This window comes from Paenisporosarcina sp. HGH0030 (assembly GCF_000411295.1).
Lineage (GTDB): Bacteria > Bacillota > Bacilli > Bacillales_A > Planococcaceae > Paenisporosarcina.
The window spans coordinates 706,293-724,083 of the sequence record NZ_KE150421.1; the positions used below are offsets into that span (position 1 = coordinate 706,293).

The following is a 17,791-nucleotide window of genomic DNA, read 5'->3' on the forward strand; positions in this document are numbered from 1 at the left end:
ATATTTAGTAGGGAGTACGCCATTTGAGTAAGAAAAAGTTTTTGATTGATTCACTATTAAATATTGTCGCTACAGCCATACCGATTATTATTCTTCAATTATTCACTTTACCGATTATTGGGGATCGATTAGGTGAAGAGCAATACGGTTTGGTCGTTACTTTAATCAGTCTCTTTACTGTATTGAGTTTTCCGTTCGGCAATGTGTTAAACAATATTCGATTATTAATAGATGAAGAATATAGTAAAAAGCGAATTTCTGGTGATTTCAATATTTTATTAATCAGCAGTATCGCGTTAAGCACGATTATGATGATCATTGGAACAATCTATTATGAAGGTAAGTTTTCATTCATCAGTATTAGTTTAATCGTCCTCATCTCCTGTTTAAATTTATTAAGAGAATATTTAGGCGTCAGTTTTCGGCTACAGTTAAACTATAAAAAGATTGTAATCAATAATGTGATCTTAACCATTGGCTATATTTTGGGCACTTTTTTATTTAGTTCGATGGGATACTGGCAATTCATCTTTATTTTTGGATACGGATTTAGTGTTCTCTATATCATCAAAAATTCAACCCTATTGAAAGAACCAGTTGTACGCACAGACATATTTAACTCCACTACTTATAAAAGTATCGTTCTCCTCGGCTCCTCTCTACTAACAAACGTATTAAATTATGCAGATAAACTATTAATTTTCCCATTACTTGGCCCAGCTGCGGTAACGATTTATTATACGGCGACCATCATCGGTAAAATCATGTCCATGGCCATCACGCCGATTAATGGGGTGATTTTGAGTTATATAGCGAGAATGGAAAAATTCAATCACAAAACATTCGGTTCGATTATGCTACTGACAGGGATTGTTGGCATCATTGGATATGTTTTTACGATTTGGATCAGTCCGTTTGTTCTAGGTTTTTTATATCCTGATTGGGCAAATGAGTCGTTAAAATATATTTATATTACAACCGCAACGGCTATTGTCGGTGTGATTAGTTCGGTCATCCAACCTTTTATTCTGAAATTTAACCATATCAATTGGCAGTTGATCATTAATGGCTCCAATGTGATTGTATATATGGTTTGTGCGTTTGTCTTGTATCAATTTTATGGATTAATGGGCTTTTGTATCGGGATTTTCATTTCAAGTGTGTATCAATTAATCCTCATGATTTGTATTTTTATTGTAAGTAATCGAAGAAATCAAGAAGAACATGTAATGGGTGAATAATTCTTCAAAGGGTGGAAAACGGTGAGAAATCAAAGGTTGACGCATGATCACTTAGAAACACCTTATTTTTTAATCGATGAACAGGAATTACAGTCAAATCTCAATCAGCTAGAGGAAGCACTTCAAAAACATTGGGGTAACTCGCTCATTGGCTATTCATTCAAAACGAACGGATTGCCTTGGTTATTGAATTACTTTAAAGAGCGCGGTATCTATGCAGAAGTGGTTTCAGACGATGAATATGAATTAGCGAAGAAGCTGGGGTATAAAAAAGAAAAAATCATTTATAACGGGGTCGCTAAATCAAAAGAAACGTTCATCGAAGCGGTTAAGAATGGATGTATTGTGAATGTTGATTCGCAAAGGGAGCTAGATTGGCTTAGGGAGTTGGATCGGTCTAGTGGGGAAATTTTTGAAGTTGGCATTCGCGTGAACTTTGATTTGGAGCGTGCCTGTCCTAATGAAACCGTTATGGGAGCAGAGGGTGGGCGATTTGGGTTTTGTTATGAAAATGGGGATTTGAAGAAAGCGATTGATACTGTCAATGAGCTAAAAACGATCAGCTTAACAGGCCTGCATTTACATTGCAGTACAAAGACAAGAAGTTTAAATATCTATCGAGCGATTTCGAAAATGGCCTGTGAAATTACACAAAAATATTCACTAAAGCTAAAGTATGTGGATGTCGGTGGAGGGTTTTTTGGAGGGCTTAAAGATAAACCCCAGTTTGATGAATATATCGAGGTAATTTCTTCTGAATTAAGCAAAGTCTTTAACAACGAAGATACGGTCTTAATTGTAGAACCAGGAACGTCGATTGTTTCCTCTCCATTTAGTTTTGTGACAAGTGTCGTTGATGTGAAGCAAACGAGTGCGAATCATTTTGCCACAACGGATGGTAGTCACATTAATATCAATCCACTGAAAAATAAGGGGATAAAGTTTTTTAGGGTTCAGTATAAGATTAGTGAGGATAGAAAGCTTATCGACAAACAAGTCATCTCTGGATTTACCTGCATGGAGGATGACCGAATCATGGTGCTAGAGGACGCTCCTCAAGTTTTGGTTGGGGATCAAATCATTTATGAAAAAGTTGGCGCGTATTCCATGAGTCTATCTCCGTTATTTATTAAGTTCTTTCCTGCTGTCTATGTCGAGAAAGATGGCGTGATGATGGAAGCTCGTGAAAAATGGACAGCTGATCATTATTTGTGAACATATTTCTTTGGCAATTTGGAGGAGGAAGGCGCGCTCATAACGGGGGGAAAGGTGCACATAGATACGTGCGACGTGCTTATAACCGAGGAAAAGTCACTCATAAATGCTAGAAAAACGCTCATAAACTCGAGTTTCGTGCTCATATACCCGGGTCGTTGCTCATAAACCCGAAATCGGTGCTCATAAGTAGTAGCACCACTCAGCAACTAAAGGTTCGCGCTCAAAAGAAATGAGAGGAGCTTTTCAAATGAACATATTGATTCTTAGTTGTGGAACTAGGAATAAAATCGTTCAATACTTCAAAAAAGAGCTTGAAGGAATCGGCAAGGTCTACGCGACAGATTGTAGTCCTCTCGCACCAGCACTTTATGATGCGGACCAGTACTTCATCGTTCCAAGGATGGATCATCAAGATTATTTAAGTACGATTCTAGCAATTTGTAAAAATAATGATGTCAAGGCTGTGTTTACGTTAATCGACCCGGAAATCAGTTTGTTAGCAAAACATCGAGAAGAATTTTTAAACGTAGGCACCATCCCGATTGTGTCTGATTTAGAAAACGTTGAGATGTGCTTTGATAAGTTTTCGCTGAATACATTTCTAGTAAAAAACGGTTTTCATTCAATCAAAAGCTATATTGATAAAGAAGAATTTTATCGAAATGTGGATGCTGGGGTTGTAGATTTTCCCGTATTTGTTAAACCAGTAAAGGGCAGCGCAAGTATCAATATCAATAAAGTGACATCAAAAGAGGAAGTTGAATTCTTATTTAAAAACTATAAGAATATGATGATTCAGGAATTTATAGATGGGGTTGAAATCGGCGCGGATGTGTATATAGATCTCCATTCAGGTGAACCCGTCGCCATTTTTACAAAAGAAAAGCTTGCGATGAGAGCAGGAGAAACGGATAAATCCATTTCTATCAAAGACGAAAAACTGTTTGATCTCATTAAAGATTTTGTGAAAGTGATTGGTTTTAGAGGAATCATTGACATCGACATTTTTAAAGTAAAAGGGGAATATATCATTTCGGAAGTGAATCCACGTTTTGGTGGAGGTTACCCGCATGCCTATGAAAGTGGTGTCAACATACCGAAGATGATCGTCCATAATTTACACAATCAAGTGAATGAAAATGTCATTGGTCGGTACGAAGAACGTATTCGGATGATGAAATACAACGAAATCAAGATTATTAGATAACTAGATGTTGAGAATTCAGTGGTTTGGAACGAAGATGAAGGAGCTGTGGAATATGTACACAGTCAGTAATCTGAATCTGTTTTTTAAAAGACTGATTGATCTAGTTGGTAGTGGTTTAGGATTGCTATTGTTATCACCACTGATTGTTGTGATTGTCTTGCTTATGAAAATCACAATGCCTGGTCCCGTTTTTTTTAAGCAGGAAAGGGTGGGGAAAAGCGGGGTAGACTTCCATATATTTAAATTCCGAACGATGAAGGTTGACGTGGAAGCAGAGAGAAATTTAGATTTTTCAAAGGATGAAAATCGAATTACTACATTAGGAAAATTTTTAAGAAGGACCAAAATAGACGAACTTCCGCAGCTTGTTAATGTTTTGGTAGGAGAGATGAGCTTAGTAGGACCTAGACCAACAGTTCATATACAAGTGGAGGAATATACACCGATTCAGATGCAACGCCTTCAGATGAAACCAGGAATGACAGGTCTTGCCCAAGTGAACGGAAACAATTCTATATCATGGGAACAACGAATTGAATATGATCTTTCATATATTCAAAATTATTCCATTTCACTCGATGTTAAAATCATCTGTAAAACAGTCGCGATTGTTTTATTTGGTGAAGAGAAATATAAAAGAGGTTAATTCTAAGAGCGCAATTCGACGATTAAATTGTTTTAAAACGGTAAGGAGATGGAAATGAAGACAATCCTAATTGGCTCTGTTGATTCAAGTAAAGTGGTACTTGAAGAAATGATTAGACTGAACTTTCCGGTGGATCTCGTATTTTCACTGGATGAAAAATATTCAAAAAATGTTTCTGGATATGAGCCAATTCATGAGTTGGCCGAAGCTCATCACATTCCATTTCGGAAGTTTAGAAATATAAACGAAGATCTCTATGTGAAAGAGATTACTGATCACCATCCAGATTATATTTTTGTGGTCGGATTGTCCCAACTCATAAAACCAGAAATTATTCATGCTGCAAGAATTGGAACAATCGGATTTCATCCCACTCCCCTTCCAAAATTCAGAGGAAGAGCCGCTTTAGTTTGGCAAGTCTTATTAGGCGTACGAGAAACAAAATGCTCTCTATTTTTTATAGATGAAGGCATGGACTCTGGCGATATTGTTGCACAGGAAGTGTATGTAATTGAAGATTCTGATTATGCGATTGATGTTCAAGAAAAGAGTAATGAAGCGCTTCAACGCATGATGCATCGGGCGCTACCTCAGATGTTGGATGGAACCGTTACATCGGTTAAACAGAATGAGGAAGAAGCGACCTATCTACTAAAGAGAACACCTGAAGATGGACGAATCGATTGGCAAGAACCTGTAGAATCAATTCAACGATTAATAAGGGCGGTTTCAAAACCATACCCAGGTGCTTTTTCTCATTATAATGGACAGCATAAATTGATCTTTTGGCGAGCGGATTATTTGGAAAACAAAAAATATGTCGGGATACCGGGGCAAATTGCACAAATTACGAGCGACTATATCGATATTGTTTGTAAAGGTGGGCTACTTCGAGTTTCCGAGTTTGAGAATATTGATGATGTGCAAATAAGAGCGGGCTATAAATTTAAGTGATGTTTCCCTTGGAAAGTTAAGAAACAATCAGAGGTGAATGGATGAAGGTGTTGGTATTTGCACCACACAATGATGATGAGGTATTAGGTGTTGGCGGCACGATTGCGAAGTATGCAGCGCAAGGTCATGAAGTGTTTATTTGTGAGGTCACTAAAAGTAATACAGATGAAGAGATCAAAGAAGAACGTTCAGAAGCATTAGCTGCTCATCAACTATTAGGTGTTAAGGAAACAATCTTTTTAGATTTTCCCATTGTGACTTTAAGAGAAACTCCTTTAGTGAAAATAAATGCTGAATTTCTAAAAGTTGTGGAAGATATTCGACCAAACATTGCATTTATTCCTCATAAAGGTGATATGCATATGGACCATACAGTTGTCTCTCACAGTGCAATGGTTGCATTAAGACCAATTAATGGCATTAAGGTGGAGAATATTTATGCATATGAAACCCTTTCAGAAACAGAATGGAATCTTCCCACAGTAGACAATGCCTATATGCCAAATGTATGGAGTGATATCTCGAAATTCATCGACATAAAGAAAGAAGCAATGAACTGTTATCAATCACAACTAAAACAACCGCCTCATCCTCGAACACTTGAAATCATTGAAGCATTGGCAAAGCTTAGAGGCTCAACAGTTGGTGTACCATTTGCGGAAAGTTTTATGTTAGTTAGAAGATTAATTTAATTTTTTTCTTAAACGGCTAAACCAGCACAATTGAATGGTATGATTTTTCAGGTATATTTATAGATCCACATAAAGAGCAAGAACAGAACATTAATGAGTTTAAAAGAAGCTTTGGTGGACAAGAAGTTGACGAGATAAAAGTGCTTAAAGCTCATAGTTTAAAAGGGGAAATATTCCTTCTATATGGAGGAATAAGCTTGAATATTTACGGGCAATAAAATCCACTTAATAGTTTGTAACACTTTTTTTCATTTATTAAGCTTGTCATATGTTAACTATGAAATCTTGAAAATGGGGAATAATAATTTAACTCTTGAAAGTGGAAAAATTTGTTAATAAGAAAAGCTGAATGTAGAATCAGGACGCAAAAAGAAAGATCAATGACCAATGCCATGATCTGTATTAAATGCTGATTTAAAGCTTGTAGAAATATACACTTCAGTGACATATTCTATGCAAACAAAAGAGTTCTTTAAAGTAGCGATAAAAAGTTGAGGAAATAAAAAATATATCAAGAATGGTAAATTTTTTTAAAAATCATTCTCATAAAATACTTGTAAAATCAATTCTGTCTCACTGTTACAAGTATACTTGCTTAATGAGATGTAGCTTCCTATAATTTATATTATGTCAACTAAAATTAATTTCAAATTAAAGGAGTTCTCATTTTCCCCTGAGACTCCTCTTTTCAACATGCAATTCGATAAATTACACACTATATTCAATTATGTCATTCATGAATACGTTATGATTCTTTGCGTACTCTTTTACATCGCTTATTAATTGATGATCATACGTCGCTTTATACTGAATCCGATCTAGTGGTTTATCAGTTTTGTCCAAAGTGATTTTGTCTTGTACCAGAACGTTTTTTAAACCATTTTCAATTAAATGATTCACATTTGTATTATGCTTTAACGCTAGTTGCTTTAACGCGTTTAAAACTGATTTACTGATATTTGTTCTGAATGAAACTCTATTCGAATTTGGCGTGTGAATGATTTTCCCATCGACAATTTTCCACATTGGAATCTTTCTATTGTCATCAACTACATATGGATTATCTGTATGCTGTGTCATATAGACTCTTTTATATATATGAAAGTTTTCAGAATCTGCATCTTTGTACAGTCTGTCAGAAAGTATTTGAAGACTGGTTTTTCCTCGTACCCAAATACGGTAAATCGTATGATTTTACTGATGATAGTACTTATATCAGATTTTAAGCTCCAGGAGAAATACCGCTAATAATCCTTCTGCAAAGGCTAAACTACCGGTTGTAACGTTCACTTGATATCCTTCATGACCTACCCAGCCATCGCCATCAATAACGCCACGTACAAATGATTGCAAAAACTTCTCTGAAACCATTGAAAAAGGCACATTTTAATGATTTCTTTGCTGTAATTCCGAGTGATTCAAGATCTTGTTTCATTTCTTCTGAATTAATGATTAATGTTGCTGCTGTCTTAGTTTTCCCAAATGGTGTTAGTACATAATCAGTTTCCATATAGTTGGCGATCAGTCGCAGTATACGTTCATCTTTTTGAGTAAAAAAATACTATGAAATGAATTATGAATGTGTCCATCAGTAACCAATAAACCAAGTACCCATGCCATTTCATGCGTCCAAGCCTTAAAGAAATTCTCATTCACTTGATGTTTTCTTGGTTGACCTGAATACTGTTCTCTATTCATGGGTATTCCATGTTTGTATAGAACATTACGAATTGCACGATCAGAAAGTCCGACAATTGAGTTCATTTCTTTGAAAGACATGTTATTTTTGTACAGTTTTATTATGGTTTCATCAGTTCTTCCAGGATTTCGAGGCATTGCTATTGCTCCCTTCTTCTGAAAAACTATAGTTAAATGACTCTAAATCCATTATGCGAACAAATGTTCCAGCGCTTCTATTTTGGCATTTAAAATTGGAATTTCATTTTACACAAGGCAATGTCAGTATTTGATACACAGCTAAGAAATTGGTATACTGATTGTAAGATATGAGTAAAATAAAAAAGATCGCTGGTGCGCTAACACCAACGATCGACGTAATAGCAGGTTCCCATCAAGGGGATTGGCTACAAAATGGTAGGAATAACCCATCTGAGCGGCTAACTCAAGGATGGGTTATTTTTTATGGTTAAAAGACAGAATTGACACAATCAATGCTGCGAACGATAATGCAAACATTAATGCTTCGAATACTGACATGGCACCACCCCCTTTCTAACGGGAGTGAGCCAACCACCCTTGAGTACCTATTCTATTACCTTGCTATTATAACATACGTATGTTCGTAGTTAGAGGAGCCAATGGAACCTTTTTTAATACGCGATTTCCCACAATTTATTACTTACTATTTCTTCTTCCCTATATAAAGCAAATGCGAAGAAACGCCTAACATATGCGGATTACTCGCTGTTTCTTTCAGAAGCTCCAGCAATTGAGTGTACTCTTCATCCCCACGATTTCTCCAATAATCCCATTGTTCGCTCGTCAAAAGCGTTCCAATATTGGTCGATCCAATCAAATCCAATGTCTCAAACCCTTGGGACTCCATAAATGGTTTAATATCCTCTACATTAAAGTAATATGCTCCCGTAAACCGGCCTTCCTCGCTATGATTAAACTCACCAGTCTTCATGAAATCCACTATCGCATCCATCTTATCGTTTGGACTCCAGTTCCAAGGATTCATTAAAGAGCTCAGTACATGCTTGCTTCTTGGCATAAAGGCAACAAACACAATCCCTTCCTGTTTGGTCACGCGGTACAGTTCCTGAATCGCTTTTTGTCGGTCATCTTCTTTTTGCAAATGGTACATCGGTCCAAGCGCAAGTGCAGCATCAAACTTCTCATCAGTCAAAACAGACAGGTCTCTGGCGTCGGCCACGTGAAAACCTTTAAAGTGTGCATCTAGATCCATTTCTACTGCTTTATCTTGAGCAACTTCAACCAATCTAGGGACTAAATCCGTCAATGTCACTTCATACCCTTGGTGTGCCAACCTCATGGCATATTTTCCAGGTCCCGCTCCGTTATCCAGCACACTTCCTGTTGCCGGCATATATTTCTGAATGAAATGCCAATTAATCTGAAACTCTAATGGTTCTCGGTCAAGTCTTCCCCATTCATCAAACTTGGAATAGTACTCAATAATTTTACTCATTTTCAAATCCCCTTTTTTGATCTCTTATATGTTACTCCAACCATACCCTATTAAATTTAACTGTTTGCCGCCGATTGTAATGTCTTTTTGGTTTTCAATGACTTTGGCACCCATTGCTTCGTAGAAATATTTTGAAGGATTATCTTCCAATACCCATACGAGCGCGGATGTCATATTATTTTCCTTAAGCTTCAAAAAGACTTGTTGCAGCAATTGCCTGCCCATTCCTATGCCTTGAAATTCTTCCAAGATATATAGCGTCGTAATATCAGCCATATAACCTGGATATTCTCCTGACTTTTCTTTTCCACCATCAGTAAAACCAACGATTTTCCCGTCCAGTTCAGCTACGAACACATAATTAGTTTCGTTTGAAATATTTTGAATCCACAGCTGGGTACGATTTTCATAGGAGAGTTTATTCAAAAACACTTCCGGGACGATGTCTTTATAAGTAGTTCTCCAGCAATCCACATGCACACGTGCGATCCCTTCTGCATCCGTAACGTTAGCCTCTCTGATTATCATCTTCATCGTTCCTTCCCTTTTTTTAGACGCAAAAAAACCCATCGCTCAAAAGAGACGACAGGTTTACCCTTCGTGGTACCACTCTTATTGGTTTGTAAACTGAACAAACCTTCTTAAGACTTTATTACGGAAGTGAACCGTTCAGACCTACATGTCAGCCTGACCTCTCATAAGCGAGTTGGGGAGTTTATTGACTGTCTTTCACCGACCGACAGCTCTCTGAGCAATAAATATTCCTTAATACTCTTAATCTCTGAGTTTACTTTATGGGAAAATTTTCTTAATGATACAATTGTTTGAATATTTAGTCAAGAAGATTTTTTAGATAATCAATAATTCCAAAACAACGAAACCTTCCAGTCTTTTCCTGCGTACACTTAAATAGGAGTTCGAAGGGCGGTAAGAAAATAATGAAAATCAGTAAAATTAAATCTCTACTGGCAGTAAGCCTTTTGGTCAGCACCTTTTTGTTTTATGGATGTCAGGTCTACTGGGCACATGGACAACAGGCATGCCGTTTATTGTTGGCGACACGAAGAAATATCATGATGAAAAAGGTCACACTGTCAAAGGTACCTACTCACTAACCGTAGATCTCACCAATTTGGAAAGTAATCTTGGCAAAGATTTGTACAATGATGGAACTCACCGCATTTATGTGACCCACATTCGAACGTCTGATCATGATGGTGTGTATGAAATTATTTTCAGATCAAGTGGAACATATTCGCAGAGTGGAGCTTCACTAATCTCAGGAATTCATCATGCCGGGATAAATGGAAATACATTCACATCCGAAATGTCTGCAAAAATGTCTACTGAAATTGATGGTAAGACCTATGAAAACTACCCTTTAAGTACGAGTGGGATCAATTTTAGTGACGGCGATGAATTTGGATTTTATACTGGCCCAACAGATGTCCAAGAAACTGATGGTAATATTCCGGGTGAAGTAGAATCGATGAAAATTACCGTAAGCATTCTTTATCAAAACCTCTGGAGCAAGAAGTAATCACGATTTAAAGACAATTAACATCTTTCTGCAACATGTTCTGCTTCATCGTGCAGCCCCATTGAAGTCAGCAATTCCTGTATCAATTCCCAGACCGCTTCATCATAACCAGATGTCACGATGTACCAATAATTTGCATCACGGATGAATGCCAGCTTTTCTAATTCATTGGCTTGACTCAAAAATAGACGCATTCGTTTCATTTCCTTTTCATCGCACTTTCGTTCTTCAGAAAAAGTGAAGCTCGCTTTTGAAGTCGTTTCCGAATTTTGATCCGTCACGCCGAGTCCATCCAAAGTAGCCATATGGATAGACTCAGCTCTTTCTTTTTTCACTTCATGTAAATAACTGACTACATCCACTTTCTTTGTCCCAAAAACTTCACGACAACGGGTAAGAATACGCTCCCGATCTTTTTTCCATTTTCTTGGCGCATCTTTCCCGAATTCTTTTGCCAGTTCTTGAGCTTGTTGTTCATTCTCATAACTCCATATGGTTTCCAACATCTCCACATAGGGTACTGAAAAAGCCAAATCTAAAAACTCTCGAATATTCCTTGCCATGTATCGAATCGGCGGATCATTGGTTGGCGTTACACATACAATTGGGGCTTCGGTTAAATCTGATAAGGAATGAAAATCAGTCAAAAACCCGAAATGAATTCCATCACCGCCAGTGCTAGCAAACGCAATTAAATCAGGAGGCGTAATCGCATAAGGATCAAATTGGTTGAATGGTTGAAAACCAATTTGACTAAGTGAAAGGCCTTTTTCCGCAAACTCTTCTTCCAGTTGGAACAATTGATGGATTTCACGTGGTATTTCATAGGAACCATATGATTCTTTCAATTCAACATTCCCCATTGAACTCTTCCCCCTATCTTCGTCCTTTTACATTTGTTCGATGAATTAACTGGTTAATCCTGCATTTTATGGAAAACAAAAAACAGGAAAGAATGGGTTATCTCTTTCCTGTTACATAAAATGTTCTTGTTGGGGTCCCTTCAGGAAAATGCAGATTTTCAACGTTAAGAAAATATAATGTGAAAAAGCCGCATTCCAATGGCTATGGAATCCGGCTTTCATGACGTTTTTTAATAAAACCCGTTATTCAACTATCGCGTGTTCGTTAGCTTAAGGTACTTCCGCGATATGAGTAAACAAAGCAAACGAGGTCATTATTTACTTTTATTTAAAGGAACGACTAATTCTAATTCCTTTATTTCTTCATTAAATCCTTGACTATTTGCTCGACTTGGCTTGAGTGTAAATGATTTTGGTATGGTATCCATTGGAGGCAAAGTCAGTACCATATGATGACCATAGTTCCCAACAGCCATGCCTTCCTGTAGTTTTAGTTTATCATATACATGACCATTATCATCGACTACAGAGAAATTAAACCATGGCCAACTATCGTTTTTATCCATTTCGGCAGGGTAATCAATCGTTAGGTCTATTCTTGTTGATAAAGGTGAGAATGTTACTTTGTCGGCTGTTAGTGTATACACTTCATCGACCGTTTGAGTTGTAACTTCTGGATAAAACTCAAATACATCACCTTTTATTTTTTCAAGTGGGAAAGCCACCTTCAACTTACCTTCATAGCCAAATAAATCTTCTCCATGGACCTCAATCTCAATGTTATCGCCATATTCATTATACTTAGAAAAGGTAAATTGATGATGTTCAATTATTGTTTTCGAGTTTACGTCATCTTGCCCTATTGAACCCATCGCTGGTTTAATTTCTTGTTGTCCATTAATTGTTATATAGCTAAAGCCGGCCTTTTCTTCTTTCATCGAAAGTTCTTTTTGACCTGTGTAAACAACTGTTACGATTATCCGGTTTCCATCATAAGCTGCTTCTTTTACAGTCATTGTTAAGCCGTTTTTACTATCTTGTTTATCAATTACTTTCGTAAGTTGATCGTGTTCAATTTTATCTGAGGCAATGTCTCTAAAGTCCTTATAAATTGGACCGATCACGGGGATATTTGATAATGCTTCTGCCATGCCTGTTGAAACAAATCCAGAACCAAGCAAAGATATACATAACCCACATGCAACCAAGATTGACCGTTTTGTGGTTCTTCCTATTTTTCTTTTTTTCTTGGCTTGAAAGATAGCCTCTTTCTCCCTTGCCATTAGCTTTTCAACAGGTAGATTTATATTGTCGATAGATCGATTGAATTTGTCCTTATTCATAAAGATACCCCTCCTTTAAAATGGGTCTTAGCTCTTTTTTCGCTCTATTTAAGTGTGATTTCACGGTTCCTTCCGGATAATTCATGATGGTGGCAATTTCCTTAATGGACAGATCGTGATAATACCTCAACAAAATAATGGTTTTAACAGTAGGATTTAAGAATTTAAAGGCTTCTGATAAATCCATAGAATGCATTATAAAATCAACATTTTCAGAAGCGATTAATTCAGTAAAGATTTCCTCATCATCTGTAGAAAAATGGCGGGATTCTTTGCGAATAAAATCAATCGCTTTAAAAACTAGAATTTTTGTAATCCAACTCGCAAAGCTTTCAGGTTTTTTTAATGTCTTTATTGAAATATAGGCTGTGTAAATAGTATCTTGATAGATATCAAGAGCATCTTGTTCATTTCTAACATATGCATAGGCTGTCCGATACAACTTTTGTCGAACAGAACTAATCAATTGTTCAAATGCTTCATCTTCCCCTTTTTTTGCTTTTTGTACTAATTTTGCTATATCCATTCTGGCTCTCCTCTCCGTTACACAATAAAGTCGAATGAGGAAGTAAATCGGTTGCAAAATAATTAAATGCATTAAAATTGTTATACATTATCTTTTTCCAATTCCCTTAGTCTACGATAAATTGCCGCCTGACTGATTCCTGTAATTGCACATAACTCCTTTACAGTTTTATCGGTAGTTTTACTTAATTCAATGGCATGATTCATAACTTGATGCTTATCTGTATATTTTTTAACCATTCCGCGATATTTCCCCTTTTGCTTGGCTAATTTAATTCCTGAACGCTGCTTCTCCTTAATCATTTCTCGAACTAGTTCACTAAAGGCTGCCATTACCGTTAAAAGAATTTACCAGTTGGTGTTCATTCCCAAGTTTAAAATAACAAAGTGTATGTCTCTTTCTCGAAGTTGTTCAACTAATTGCAGTAGCTGAACAGTATTTCGACCAAGACCACCAATTCGTGTCACAACTAACGTATCATTAGAAGCTATCTTGGAAAGAAGTTCATCTAATAGTGGCTTTTGTTTAGAAACGCCACTTATATTTTCCTTTACAAGTTCATCTACTCCATATTTTGTAAGTTAATCAATCTGGCTATCTAAATTTTGATCTTGTGTACTTACCCGAGCTATCCATATATCATTTTTATCCCTCTTTTAATCAATAATTTTGATAAGTGTTATTGAGAGTCTATTAAGCTATTAATATCAATGAGCCAAATTCCTGCCCTTCGTGACTTTCATGAAAATAAGCGTTATTCAATATTAACCGTATATTTATTACATCTTACTCATGAGTTAACAGATACAGCAACATTTATCATAGCCATGTTTTAATTTGTCAGTCTATATGGATAAAACGCATAGTGATATACTAACAATAGTGTTGGACTATTTTCGAAATATTAAAACACTATTAAAACACTATTAAAACTAGAGGAGTGACATGAATGGCTATTGAAGTTTATTTGAATTTTAAAGGGAATTGTCGGGAAGCTGTAGAGTATTATGCGCAGGTATTTAAAACAGAAGAACCAAAAATAATGACATTTGGTGAAATGCCGCCAAATGAAGAGTATCCATTACCTGAAGAAGCTAAAAACCTTATTATGCACACACGTTTAAACATGTGTGGCAGCGTCGTCATGTTTTCTGATACATTCCCTGGTATGCCCTTCGTTGAAGGAAATAACATTAGCCTAGCAATAGTCAGTGAGGATCTGGACGAAATCAAATCACTGTTTGATCAACTGAAAACAGGCGGAACTGTAGGCATGGATTTACAGGAAACGTTCTGGAGTAAATGTTACGGCAGTGTGAAAGATAAGTTTGGAATCGAATGGCAGTTTAATTATGGCAATGGTGGCATGTAAATACCTCCTATCTAATAATTAAATACAAAAATCCAAATAGAAACCCCGTTGAATAATGTTCAACGGGGTTTCAACTCATTTCTAAATTCTGTTATGGTCTGCTTTCCAAGAAACAATCGCTTTCTTTATATCATCTGGGGACAGGTTTTCATTGACTGCACGTTCACAAAGAGTTGGAAACTCTTGTTCACCGGCAAAACGTAAGGCAATAATTTGACCGTTACTTAGATTTGAATCTAATAATTTACCTGTTAACACAAAATGGCGCAGGTTTTCTTCTGCTCGAATTGTTCGATCTTGGTTCTTTAATGGGCTCATTCTTACCAGAATTGCGACAATTATAATACACACAACCATAAGTAACAATAGAATAGATTGCAAGATGTTTTCCCCTGCATTAAATGAGCGGACCACATTGATGATCGACACGACCAAAGTCGCAACTAATAATAAAGACAGTACATAATGATAAAGCGGGTCTACTTTTACATGTGTTTTGTAATTTTGATTTTCCATCAGTATCTCCTTCATAATCATTAATTCTTATTCCCATTTAAATGTATAACTAGCCATGATGAAAGCTCCAACTAACCAACAGCCTAATATTAGAGCATCCGCACCAAGTTCCATAAACGAAGTCCCAACATTCATCGTCTCCCGTAATGCATGGCTTAAATGAGAGATCGGTAAAACGTTAACAATCGGCTGAAGAAATTCTGGCATTTCGCGAATTGGGAAAAATACGCCTCCTAAAAACAACATGGGAAAGGATAAAAATCCTGCAATCGGTCCGGCACTTTCAGGTGTTTTAGCCACCCCTGCAATGATGAAGCCTATCGCCATAAAAGCAAGTGTCCCTAAAATAACGAATGTTATTAAACTAAGCCAAGACCCGTTTACTTGGGTTCCGTAAATAAGGTGAGCCACTCCTAATACGATAAGTGCTTGCATGCCGTTCAGCAGTAATCTGGCTGTAATTTGAGCAGCGATAAAAGTGGATGCTTTTAACGTGGTACCTTGCATTCTACGCAATATCCCGCGCTCTCTCCATGCGGCAATCTGACCTGCTACGCCATTCATGTTGTTACTCATAATCATCATGGCCAGAATTCCTGGCACCAAGAAATCAATATACTTTAAGTCTAAGGCTTCAATGCCACTTGCATGAGTCACAATGACTGGCGAGTACTTTGCTTTCTCCTTACTAATCCCATCCACGACACTATTGACAATAGTTAAACCTATTTGCGAAACCGCGACATCGGTTTCGTTGTAATATAATGGTAGCTCAAACGGCGTTGTGTTTGAAGCTGCCTTCATTTTTTTCTCATACCCGCTAGGAATCACAACAACGAGTTGAAGATTTCCTTTTTTTACTTGCTCAAGTGCTTTATCTTTATTGTCGATAATTTCAAGGTTAACTGTTTCAATCTTACCCATCGTATTTGAGAATTCTTTTGAAAGTGGTGTTTTGTCCTGATCCACTACACCAATCGAGACTGAAACTCCATTGCCGTCTCCTAAAAATGAACCGAGCATAACCATTAGAAAAATAGGGAATGCAAGCGTCCAGAAAAGAACTTGGCGATTGCGAAAAAATATTCGTAATTGTGATAACGTTAATTGCAAATAAGCTTTCATTCTTCTCTCAGACTCCTTCCTGTCATATGAATAAAGACATCTTCCAAGGTCGAAGTTCTGGTCTGAAGATTGATCAATTGGATCTGTTTTTCAGATGTAAATTGAATCAAGCTTATCAAGGTCTCTTGCAAATTGTCGGTATAAAGTACGTAGGTATCCTTATGTTTCCCAACTTGCTTCACCCCATCAAGCTTTTCAAGCTCTTCTGTCAGGAAGTTCCCTTCATACTGAAATTCTACTGCACTATCAGACTCTAAACCTTTTATGAGACCTGAAGGAGTATCTAAAGCAATCAGATTCCCTTGATCCATAATGGCAATCCGATCACAAAGAACTTGCGCTTCATCCATGTAATGGGTGGTTAATACAGTAGTCTTTCCTTTTTCTTTTAATTTCAATACGATATCCCAAAGCGTCCTTCTTGCCTGAGGATCAAGTCCAGTTGTCGGTTCATCCAAAAATAGAATCCAAGGATCATGCACGAGGGCAAGCGCAATTGCTAGTCGTTGTTTTTGACCACCCGATAGAGTCTTGATACGACTCTTTGTTTTCTCCGTTAATACCATATCCTCTATCAACTCGGGAATCGAGACGTTTTTTTGATAAAAACTTGCATATAATCTCAAAATTTCTTCAACAGTAAGTAATTCAAACAATGTGGTTGATTGTAGCTGGATCCCGATGACTTCTTTCACTTTTAACAAGTCTTTTGCAATATCAAATCCTCCGATAATCGCTGTTCCCCCATCAGTTTTTCGAAGCCCAACCATCATTTCTAAAGTGGTCGATTTTCCTGCACCATTGGGTCCGAGAAGTCCGAAAATTTCCCCTTTTTTTACGGAAAAATCAATACTATTAACTGCTGTAAAACTTCCATATTTCTTTACTAATTTTTTTACTTCGATCATCGTTTCCGTCTGATTTTGCATTGTTCACTCCCCCATCGAGTTCGTATCCAATTTTGAATTTTGCTCATAAAATGCTAGTTTTCTCTAAAAAGAACATTTGTTCGTTGTTGAAGCGTTTTCAAGTGGACTGATTGATGATTCATCATATATTCCTCACTTTCTGAAACATTGACGACTTATTACACGCTGATAAAAGCACAGCAATCGCTGTGCTTTTATCAATTTATATGCATTTAATGACTCAGTAATTCAATCAATTATTAAACCGATACTGCAACTTACGCATGCCCCTTTTTATAGAAGAAGAGGAATGCCCCAACGTTTAAACAGCAAAACCAATCAAGAAGAAGGACAGTACGAAGACATTTGCCAATAAGAAACTTGTATCCCCTTATGAAATGCTGGACTTAAAGCCAGCATTAGAATACGTCAATGGCAAGAATCGGCTAAGTGCTTGTAAATTCT

At 36.9% G+C, this 17,791-nt stretch carries 21 protein-coding genes, 1 pseudogene and 1 other annotated feature; of the genes and pseudogenes, 8 read left to right on the forward strand and 14 right to left on the reverse strand.

What is annotated here, in order from left to right; all coding sequences use genetic code 11:
* The first annotated feature begins 23 nt into the window (after window positions 1-23).
* The 6 genes from HMPREF1210_RS03495 (at window position 24) to HMPREF1210_RS03520 (ending at window position 5,958) form a co-directional block, all read left to right on the forward strand.
* A complete protein-coding gene (locus HMPREF1210_RS03495) occupies window positions 24-1,241 on the forward strand; it encodes a lipopolysaccharide biosynthesis protein (protein ID WP_016427226.1) in 1,218 nt (405 codons plus the stop codon).
* 21 nt (window positions 1,242-1,262) lie between these two features.
* Window positions 1,263-2,456 carry a hypothetical protein gene (locus HMPREF1210_RS03500; protein ID WP_016427227.1) on the forward strand — a complete coding sequence of 398 codons (1,194 nt, stop codon included), beginning with the start codon at window positions 1,263-1,265 and terminating at the stop codon, window positions 2,454-2,456.
* Between the two features lie 250 nt (window positions 2,457-2,706).
* Complete coding sequence (locus HMPREF1210_RS03505; RefSeq protein WP_016427228.1) at window positions 2,707-3,666, forward strand: ATP-grasp domain-containing protein; 960 nt, start codon at window positions 2,707-2,709, stop codon at window positions 3,664-3,666.
* A 52-nt stretch (window positions 3,667-3,718) separates the two neighbouring features.
* A complete protein-coding gene (locus HMPREF1210_RS03510; protein WP_016427229.1) occupies window positions 3,719-4,312 on the forward strand; it encodes a sugar transferase in 594 nt (197 codons plus the stop codon).
* A 54-nt stretch (window positions 4,313-4,366) separates the two neighbouring features.
* Entirely contained in the window at window positions 4,367-5,266 is a 900-nt protein-coding gene (locus HMPREF1210_RS03515) for a methionyl-tRNA formyltransferase (protein ID WP_016427230.1), read from the forward strand.
* A 41-nt stretch (window positions 5,267-5,307) separates the two neighbouring features.
* Entirely contained in the window at window positions 5,308-5,958 is a 651-nt protein-coding gene (locus tag HMPREF1210_RS03520) for a PIG-L deacetylase family protein (RefSeq protein ID WP_016427231.1), read from the forward strand.
* A gap of 708 nt (window positions 5,959-6,666) precedes the next feature.
* Here the strand turns inward: HMPREF1210_RS03520 and HMPREF1210_RS03525 are convergent.
* The 6 genes from HMPREF1210_RS03525 to HMPREF1210_RS03540 all read right to left on the reverse strand — a co-directional run bounded on the left by HMPREF1210_RS03525 (window position 6,667) and on the right by HMPREF1210_RS03540 (window position 9,661).
* On the reverse strand, window positions 6,667-7,038 hold the full coding sequence (locus tag HMPREF1210_RS03525; protein ID WP_016427232.1) for a hypothetical protein: 372 nt from the start codon (window positions 7,036-7,038) through the stop codon (window positions 6,667-6,669).
* 135 nt (window positions 7,039-7,173) lie between these two features.
* Entirely contained in the window at window positions 7,174-7,329 is a 156-nt protein-coding gene (locus tag HMPREF1210_RS17945; protein WP_155974203.1) for a hypothetical protein, read from the reverse strand.
* A 150-nt stretch (window positions 7,330-7,479) separates the two neighbouring features.
* On the reverse strand, window positions 7,480-7,794 hold the full coding sequence (locus HMPREF1210_RS03530; protein ID WP_016427234.1) for a hypothetical protein: 315 nt from the start codon (window positions 7,792-7,794) through the stop codon (window positions 7,480-7,482).
* Between the two features lie 297 nt (window positions 7,795-8,091).
* A complete protein-coding gene (locus tag HMPREF1210_RS18595; protein WP_369757997.1) occupies window positions 8,092-8,175 on the reverse strand; it encodes a putative holin-like toxin in 84 nt (27 codons plus the stop codon).
* 145 nt (window positions 8,176-8,320) lie between these two features.
* Window positions 8,321-9,133 (reverse strand): bifunctional 2-polyprenyl-6-hydroxyphenol methylase/3-demethylubiquinol 3-O-methyltransferase UbiG, encoded by an 813-nt coding sequence (locus HMPREF1210_RS03535; RefSeq protein WP_016427235.1) that lies wholly within the window; start codon window positions 9,131-9,133, stop codon window positions 8,321-8,323.
* A gap of 24 nt (window positions 9,134-9,157) precedes the next feature.
* A complete protein-coding gene (locus tag HMPREF1210_RS03540) occupies window positions 9,158-9,661 on the reverse strand; it encodes a GNAT family N-acetyltransferase (RefSeq protein ID WP_016427236.1) in 504 nt (167 codons plus the stop codon).
* Between the two features lie 47 nt (window positions 9,662-9,708).
* Window positions 9,709-9,924: a binding site (T-box leader), on the reverse strand.
* Between the two features lie 215 nt (window positions 9,925-10,139).
* On the opposite strand from HMPREF1210_RS03540, the gene HMPREF1210_RS03545 reads away from it, so the two are divergent.
* The gene (locus HMPREF1210_RS03545; RefSeq protein WP_147640286.1) at window positions 10,140-10,673 is read left to right on the forward strand and encodes a hypothetical protein; all 534 of its coding nucleotides are present in this window, start codon (window positions 10,140-10,142) and stop codon (window positions 10,671-10,673) included.
* Window positions 10,674-10,690: 17 nt separating this feature from the next.
* Here HMPREF1210_RS03545 and HMPREF1210_RS17245 read toward each other — a convergent pair whose 3' ends face one another.
* The 5 genes and pseudogenes from HMPREF1210_RS17245 to HMPREF1210_RS18605 all read right to left on the reverse strand — a co-directional run.
* On the reverse strand, window positions 10,691-11,536 hold the full coding sequence (locus HMPREF1210_RS17245) for a hypothetical protein (protein WP_016427238.1): 846 nt from the start codon (window positions 11,534-11,536) through the stop codon (window positions 10,691-10,693).
* A gap of 314 nt (window positions 11,537-11,850) precedes the next feature.
* The gene (locus tag HMPREF1210_RS03555) at window positions 11,851-12,879 is read right to left on the reverse strand and encodes a DUF4179 domain-containing protein (RefSeq protein ID WP_016427239.1); all 1,029 of its coding nucleotides are present in this window, start codon (window positions 12,877-12,879) and stop codon (window positions 11,851-11,853) included.
* Window positions 12,872-13,405, reverse strand: coding sequence for a sigma-70 family RNA polymerase sigma factor (locus HMPREF1210_RS03560; RefSeq protein ID WP_016427240.1), 534 nt, complete (start codon window positions 13,403-13,405; stop codon window positions 12,872-12,874). Before HMPREF1210_RS03560 ends, HMPREF1210_RS03555 begins: the two co-directional genes overlap by 8 nt.
* Before the next feature lie 80 nt (window positions 13,406-13,485).
* On the reverse strand, window positions 13,486-13,737 hold the full coding sequence (locus HMPREF1210_RS18600) for an ArsR family transcriptional regulator (RefSeq protein ID WP_016427241.1): 252 nt from the start codon (window positions 13,735-13,737) through the stop codon (window positions 13,486-13,488).
* A pseudogene (locus HMPREF1210_RS18605) lies at window positions 13,711-13,947 on the reverse strand (recombinase family protein); the annotation flags it as partial. The pseudogene HMPREF1210_RS18605 and the gene HMPREF1210_RS18600, both read right to left, overlap by 27 nt.
* Window positions 13,948-14,354: 407 nt before the next feature.
* On the opposite strand from HMPREF1210_RS18605, the gene HMPREF1210_RS03570 reads away from it, so the two are divergent.
* On the forward strand, window positions 14,355-14,777 hold the full coding sequence (locus HMPREF1210_RS03570; protein WP_016427242.1) for a VOC family protein: 423 nt from the start codon (window positions 14,355-14,357) through the stop codon (window positions 14,775-14,777).
* An 81-nt stretch (window positions 14,778-14,858) separates the two neighbouring features.
* Here the strand turns inward: HMPREF1210_RS03570 and HMPREF1210_RS03575 are convergent, their stop codons facing one another.
* The 3 genes from HMPREF1210_RS03575 to HMPREF1210_RS03585 are packed head-to-tail and all read right to left on the reverse strand — an operon-like array spanning window position 14,859 to window position 17,347.
* Window positions 14,859-15,293 (reverse strand): DUF6526 family protein, encoded by a 435-nt coding sequence (locus HMPREF1210_RS03575; protein ID WP_016427243.1) that lies wholly within the window; start codon window positions 15,291-15,293, stop codon window positions 14,859-14,861.
* 27 nt (window positions 15,294-15,320) lie between these two features.
* Window positions 15,321-16,418, reverse strand: a complete 1,098-nt coding sequence (locus tag HMPREF1210_RS03580; RefSeq protein WP_016427244.1) for an ABC transporter permease — start codon at window positions 16,416-16,418, stop codon at window positions 15,321-15,323.
* Complete coding sequence (locus HMPREF1210_RS03585) at window positions 16,415-17,347, reverse strand: ABC transporter ATP-binding protein (protein ID WP_016427245.1); 933 nt, start codon at window positions 17,345-17,347, stop codon at window positions 16,415-16,417. The genes HMPREF1210_RS03580 and HMPREF1210_RS03585 overlap by 4 nt, the downstream gene beginning before the upstream one ends.
* Window positions 17,348-17,791 lie beyond the last annotated feature (444 nt).

Coding starts and splice junctions, on each gene's coding strand:
- HMPREF1210_RS03505 (WP_016427228.1), top strand. CDS start 2,707: ATGAACATATTGATTCTTAGTTGTGGAACTAGGAATAAAATCGTTCAA.
- HMPREF1210_RS03510 (WP_016427229.1), top strand. CDS start 3,719: ATGTACACAGTCAGTAATCTGAATCTGTTTTTTAAAAGACTGATTGAT.
- HMPREF1210_RS03515 (WP_016427230.1), top strand. CDS start 4,367: ATGAAGACAATCCTAATTGGCTCTGTTGATTCAAGTAAAGTGGTACTT.
- HMPREF1210_RS03520 (WP_016427231.1), top strand. CDS start 5,308: ATGAAGGTGTTGGTATTTGCACCACACAATGATGATGAGGTATTAGGT.
- HMPREF1210_RS03525 (WP_016427232.1), bottom strand. CDS start 7,038: ATGACACAGCATACAGATAATCCATATGTAGTTGATGACAATAGAAAG.
- HMPREF1210_RS17945 (WP_155974203.1), bottom strand. CDS start 7,329: ATGGTTTCAGAGAAGTTTTTGCAATCATTTGTACGTGGCGTTATTGAT.
- HMPREF1210_RS03530 (WP_016427234.1), bottom strand. CDS start 7,794: ATGCCTCGAAATCCTGGAAGAACTGATGAAACCATAATAAAACTGTAC.
- HMPREF1210_RS18595 (WP_369757997.1), bottom strand. CDS start 8,175: ATGTCAGTATTCGAAGCATTAATGTTTGCATTATCGTTCGCAGCATTG.
- HMPREF1210_RS03535 (WP_016427235.1), bottom strand. CDS start 9,133: ATGAGTAAAATTATTGAGTACTATTCCAAGTTTGATGAATGGGGAAGA.
- HMPREF1210_RS03540 (WP_016427236.1), bottom strand. CDS start 9,661: ATGATAATCAGAGAGGCTAACGTTACGGATGCAGAAGGGATCGCACGT.
- HMPREF1210_RS03545 (WP_147640286.1), top strand. CDS start 10,140: ATGTCAGGTCTACTGGGCACATGGACAACAGGCATGCCGTTTATTGTT.
- HMPREF1210_RS17245 (WP_016427238.1), bottom strand. CDS start 11,536: ATGGGGAATGTTGAATTGAAAGAATCATATGGTTCCTATGAAATACCA.
- HMPREF1210_RS03555 (WP_016427239.1), bottom strand. CDS start 12,879: ATGAATAAGGACAAATTCAATCGATCTATCGACAATATAAATCTACCT.
- HMPREF1210_RS03560 (WP_016427240.1), bottom strand. CDS start 13,405: ATGGATATAGCAAAATTAGTACAAAAAGCAAAAAAAGGGGAAGATGAA.
- HMPREF1210_RS18600 (WP_016427241.1), bottom strand. CDS start 13,737: ATGGCAGCCTTTAGTGAACTAGTTCGAGAAATGATTAAGGAGAAGCAG.
- HMPREF1210_RS03570 (WP_016427242.1), top strand. CDS start 14,355: ATGGCTATTGAAGTTTATTTGAATTTTAAAGGGAATTGTCGGGAAGCT.
- HMPREF1210_RS03575 (WP_016427243.1), bottom strand. CDS start 15,293: ATGGAAAATCAAAATTACAAAACACATGTAAAAGTAGACCCGCTTTAT.
- HMPREF1210_RS03580 (WP_016427244.1), bottom strand. CDS start 16,418: ATGAAAGCTTATTTGCAATTAACGTTATCACAATTACGAATATTTTTT.
- HMPREF1210_RS03585 (WP_016427245.1), bottom strand. CDS start 17,347: ATGCAAAATCAGACGGAAACGATGATCGAAGTAAAAAAATTAGTAAAG.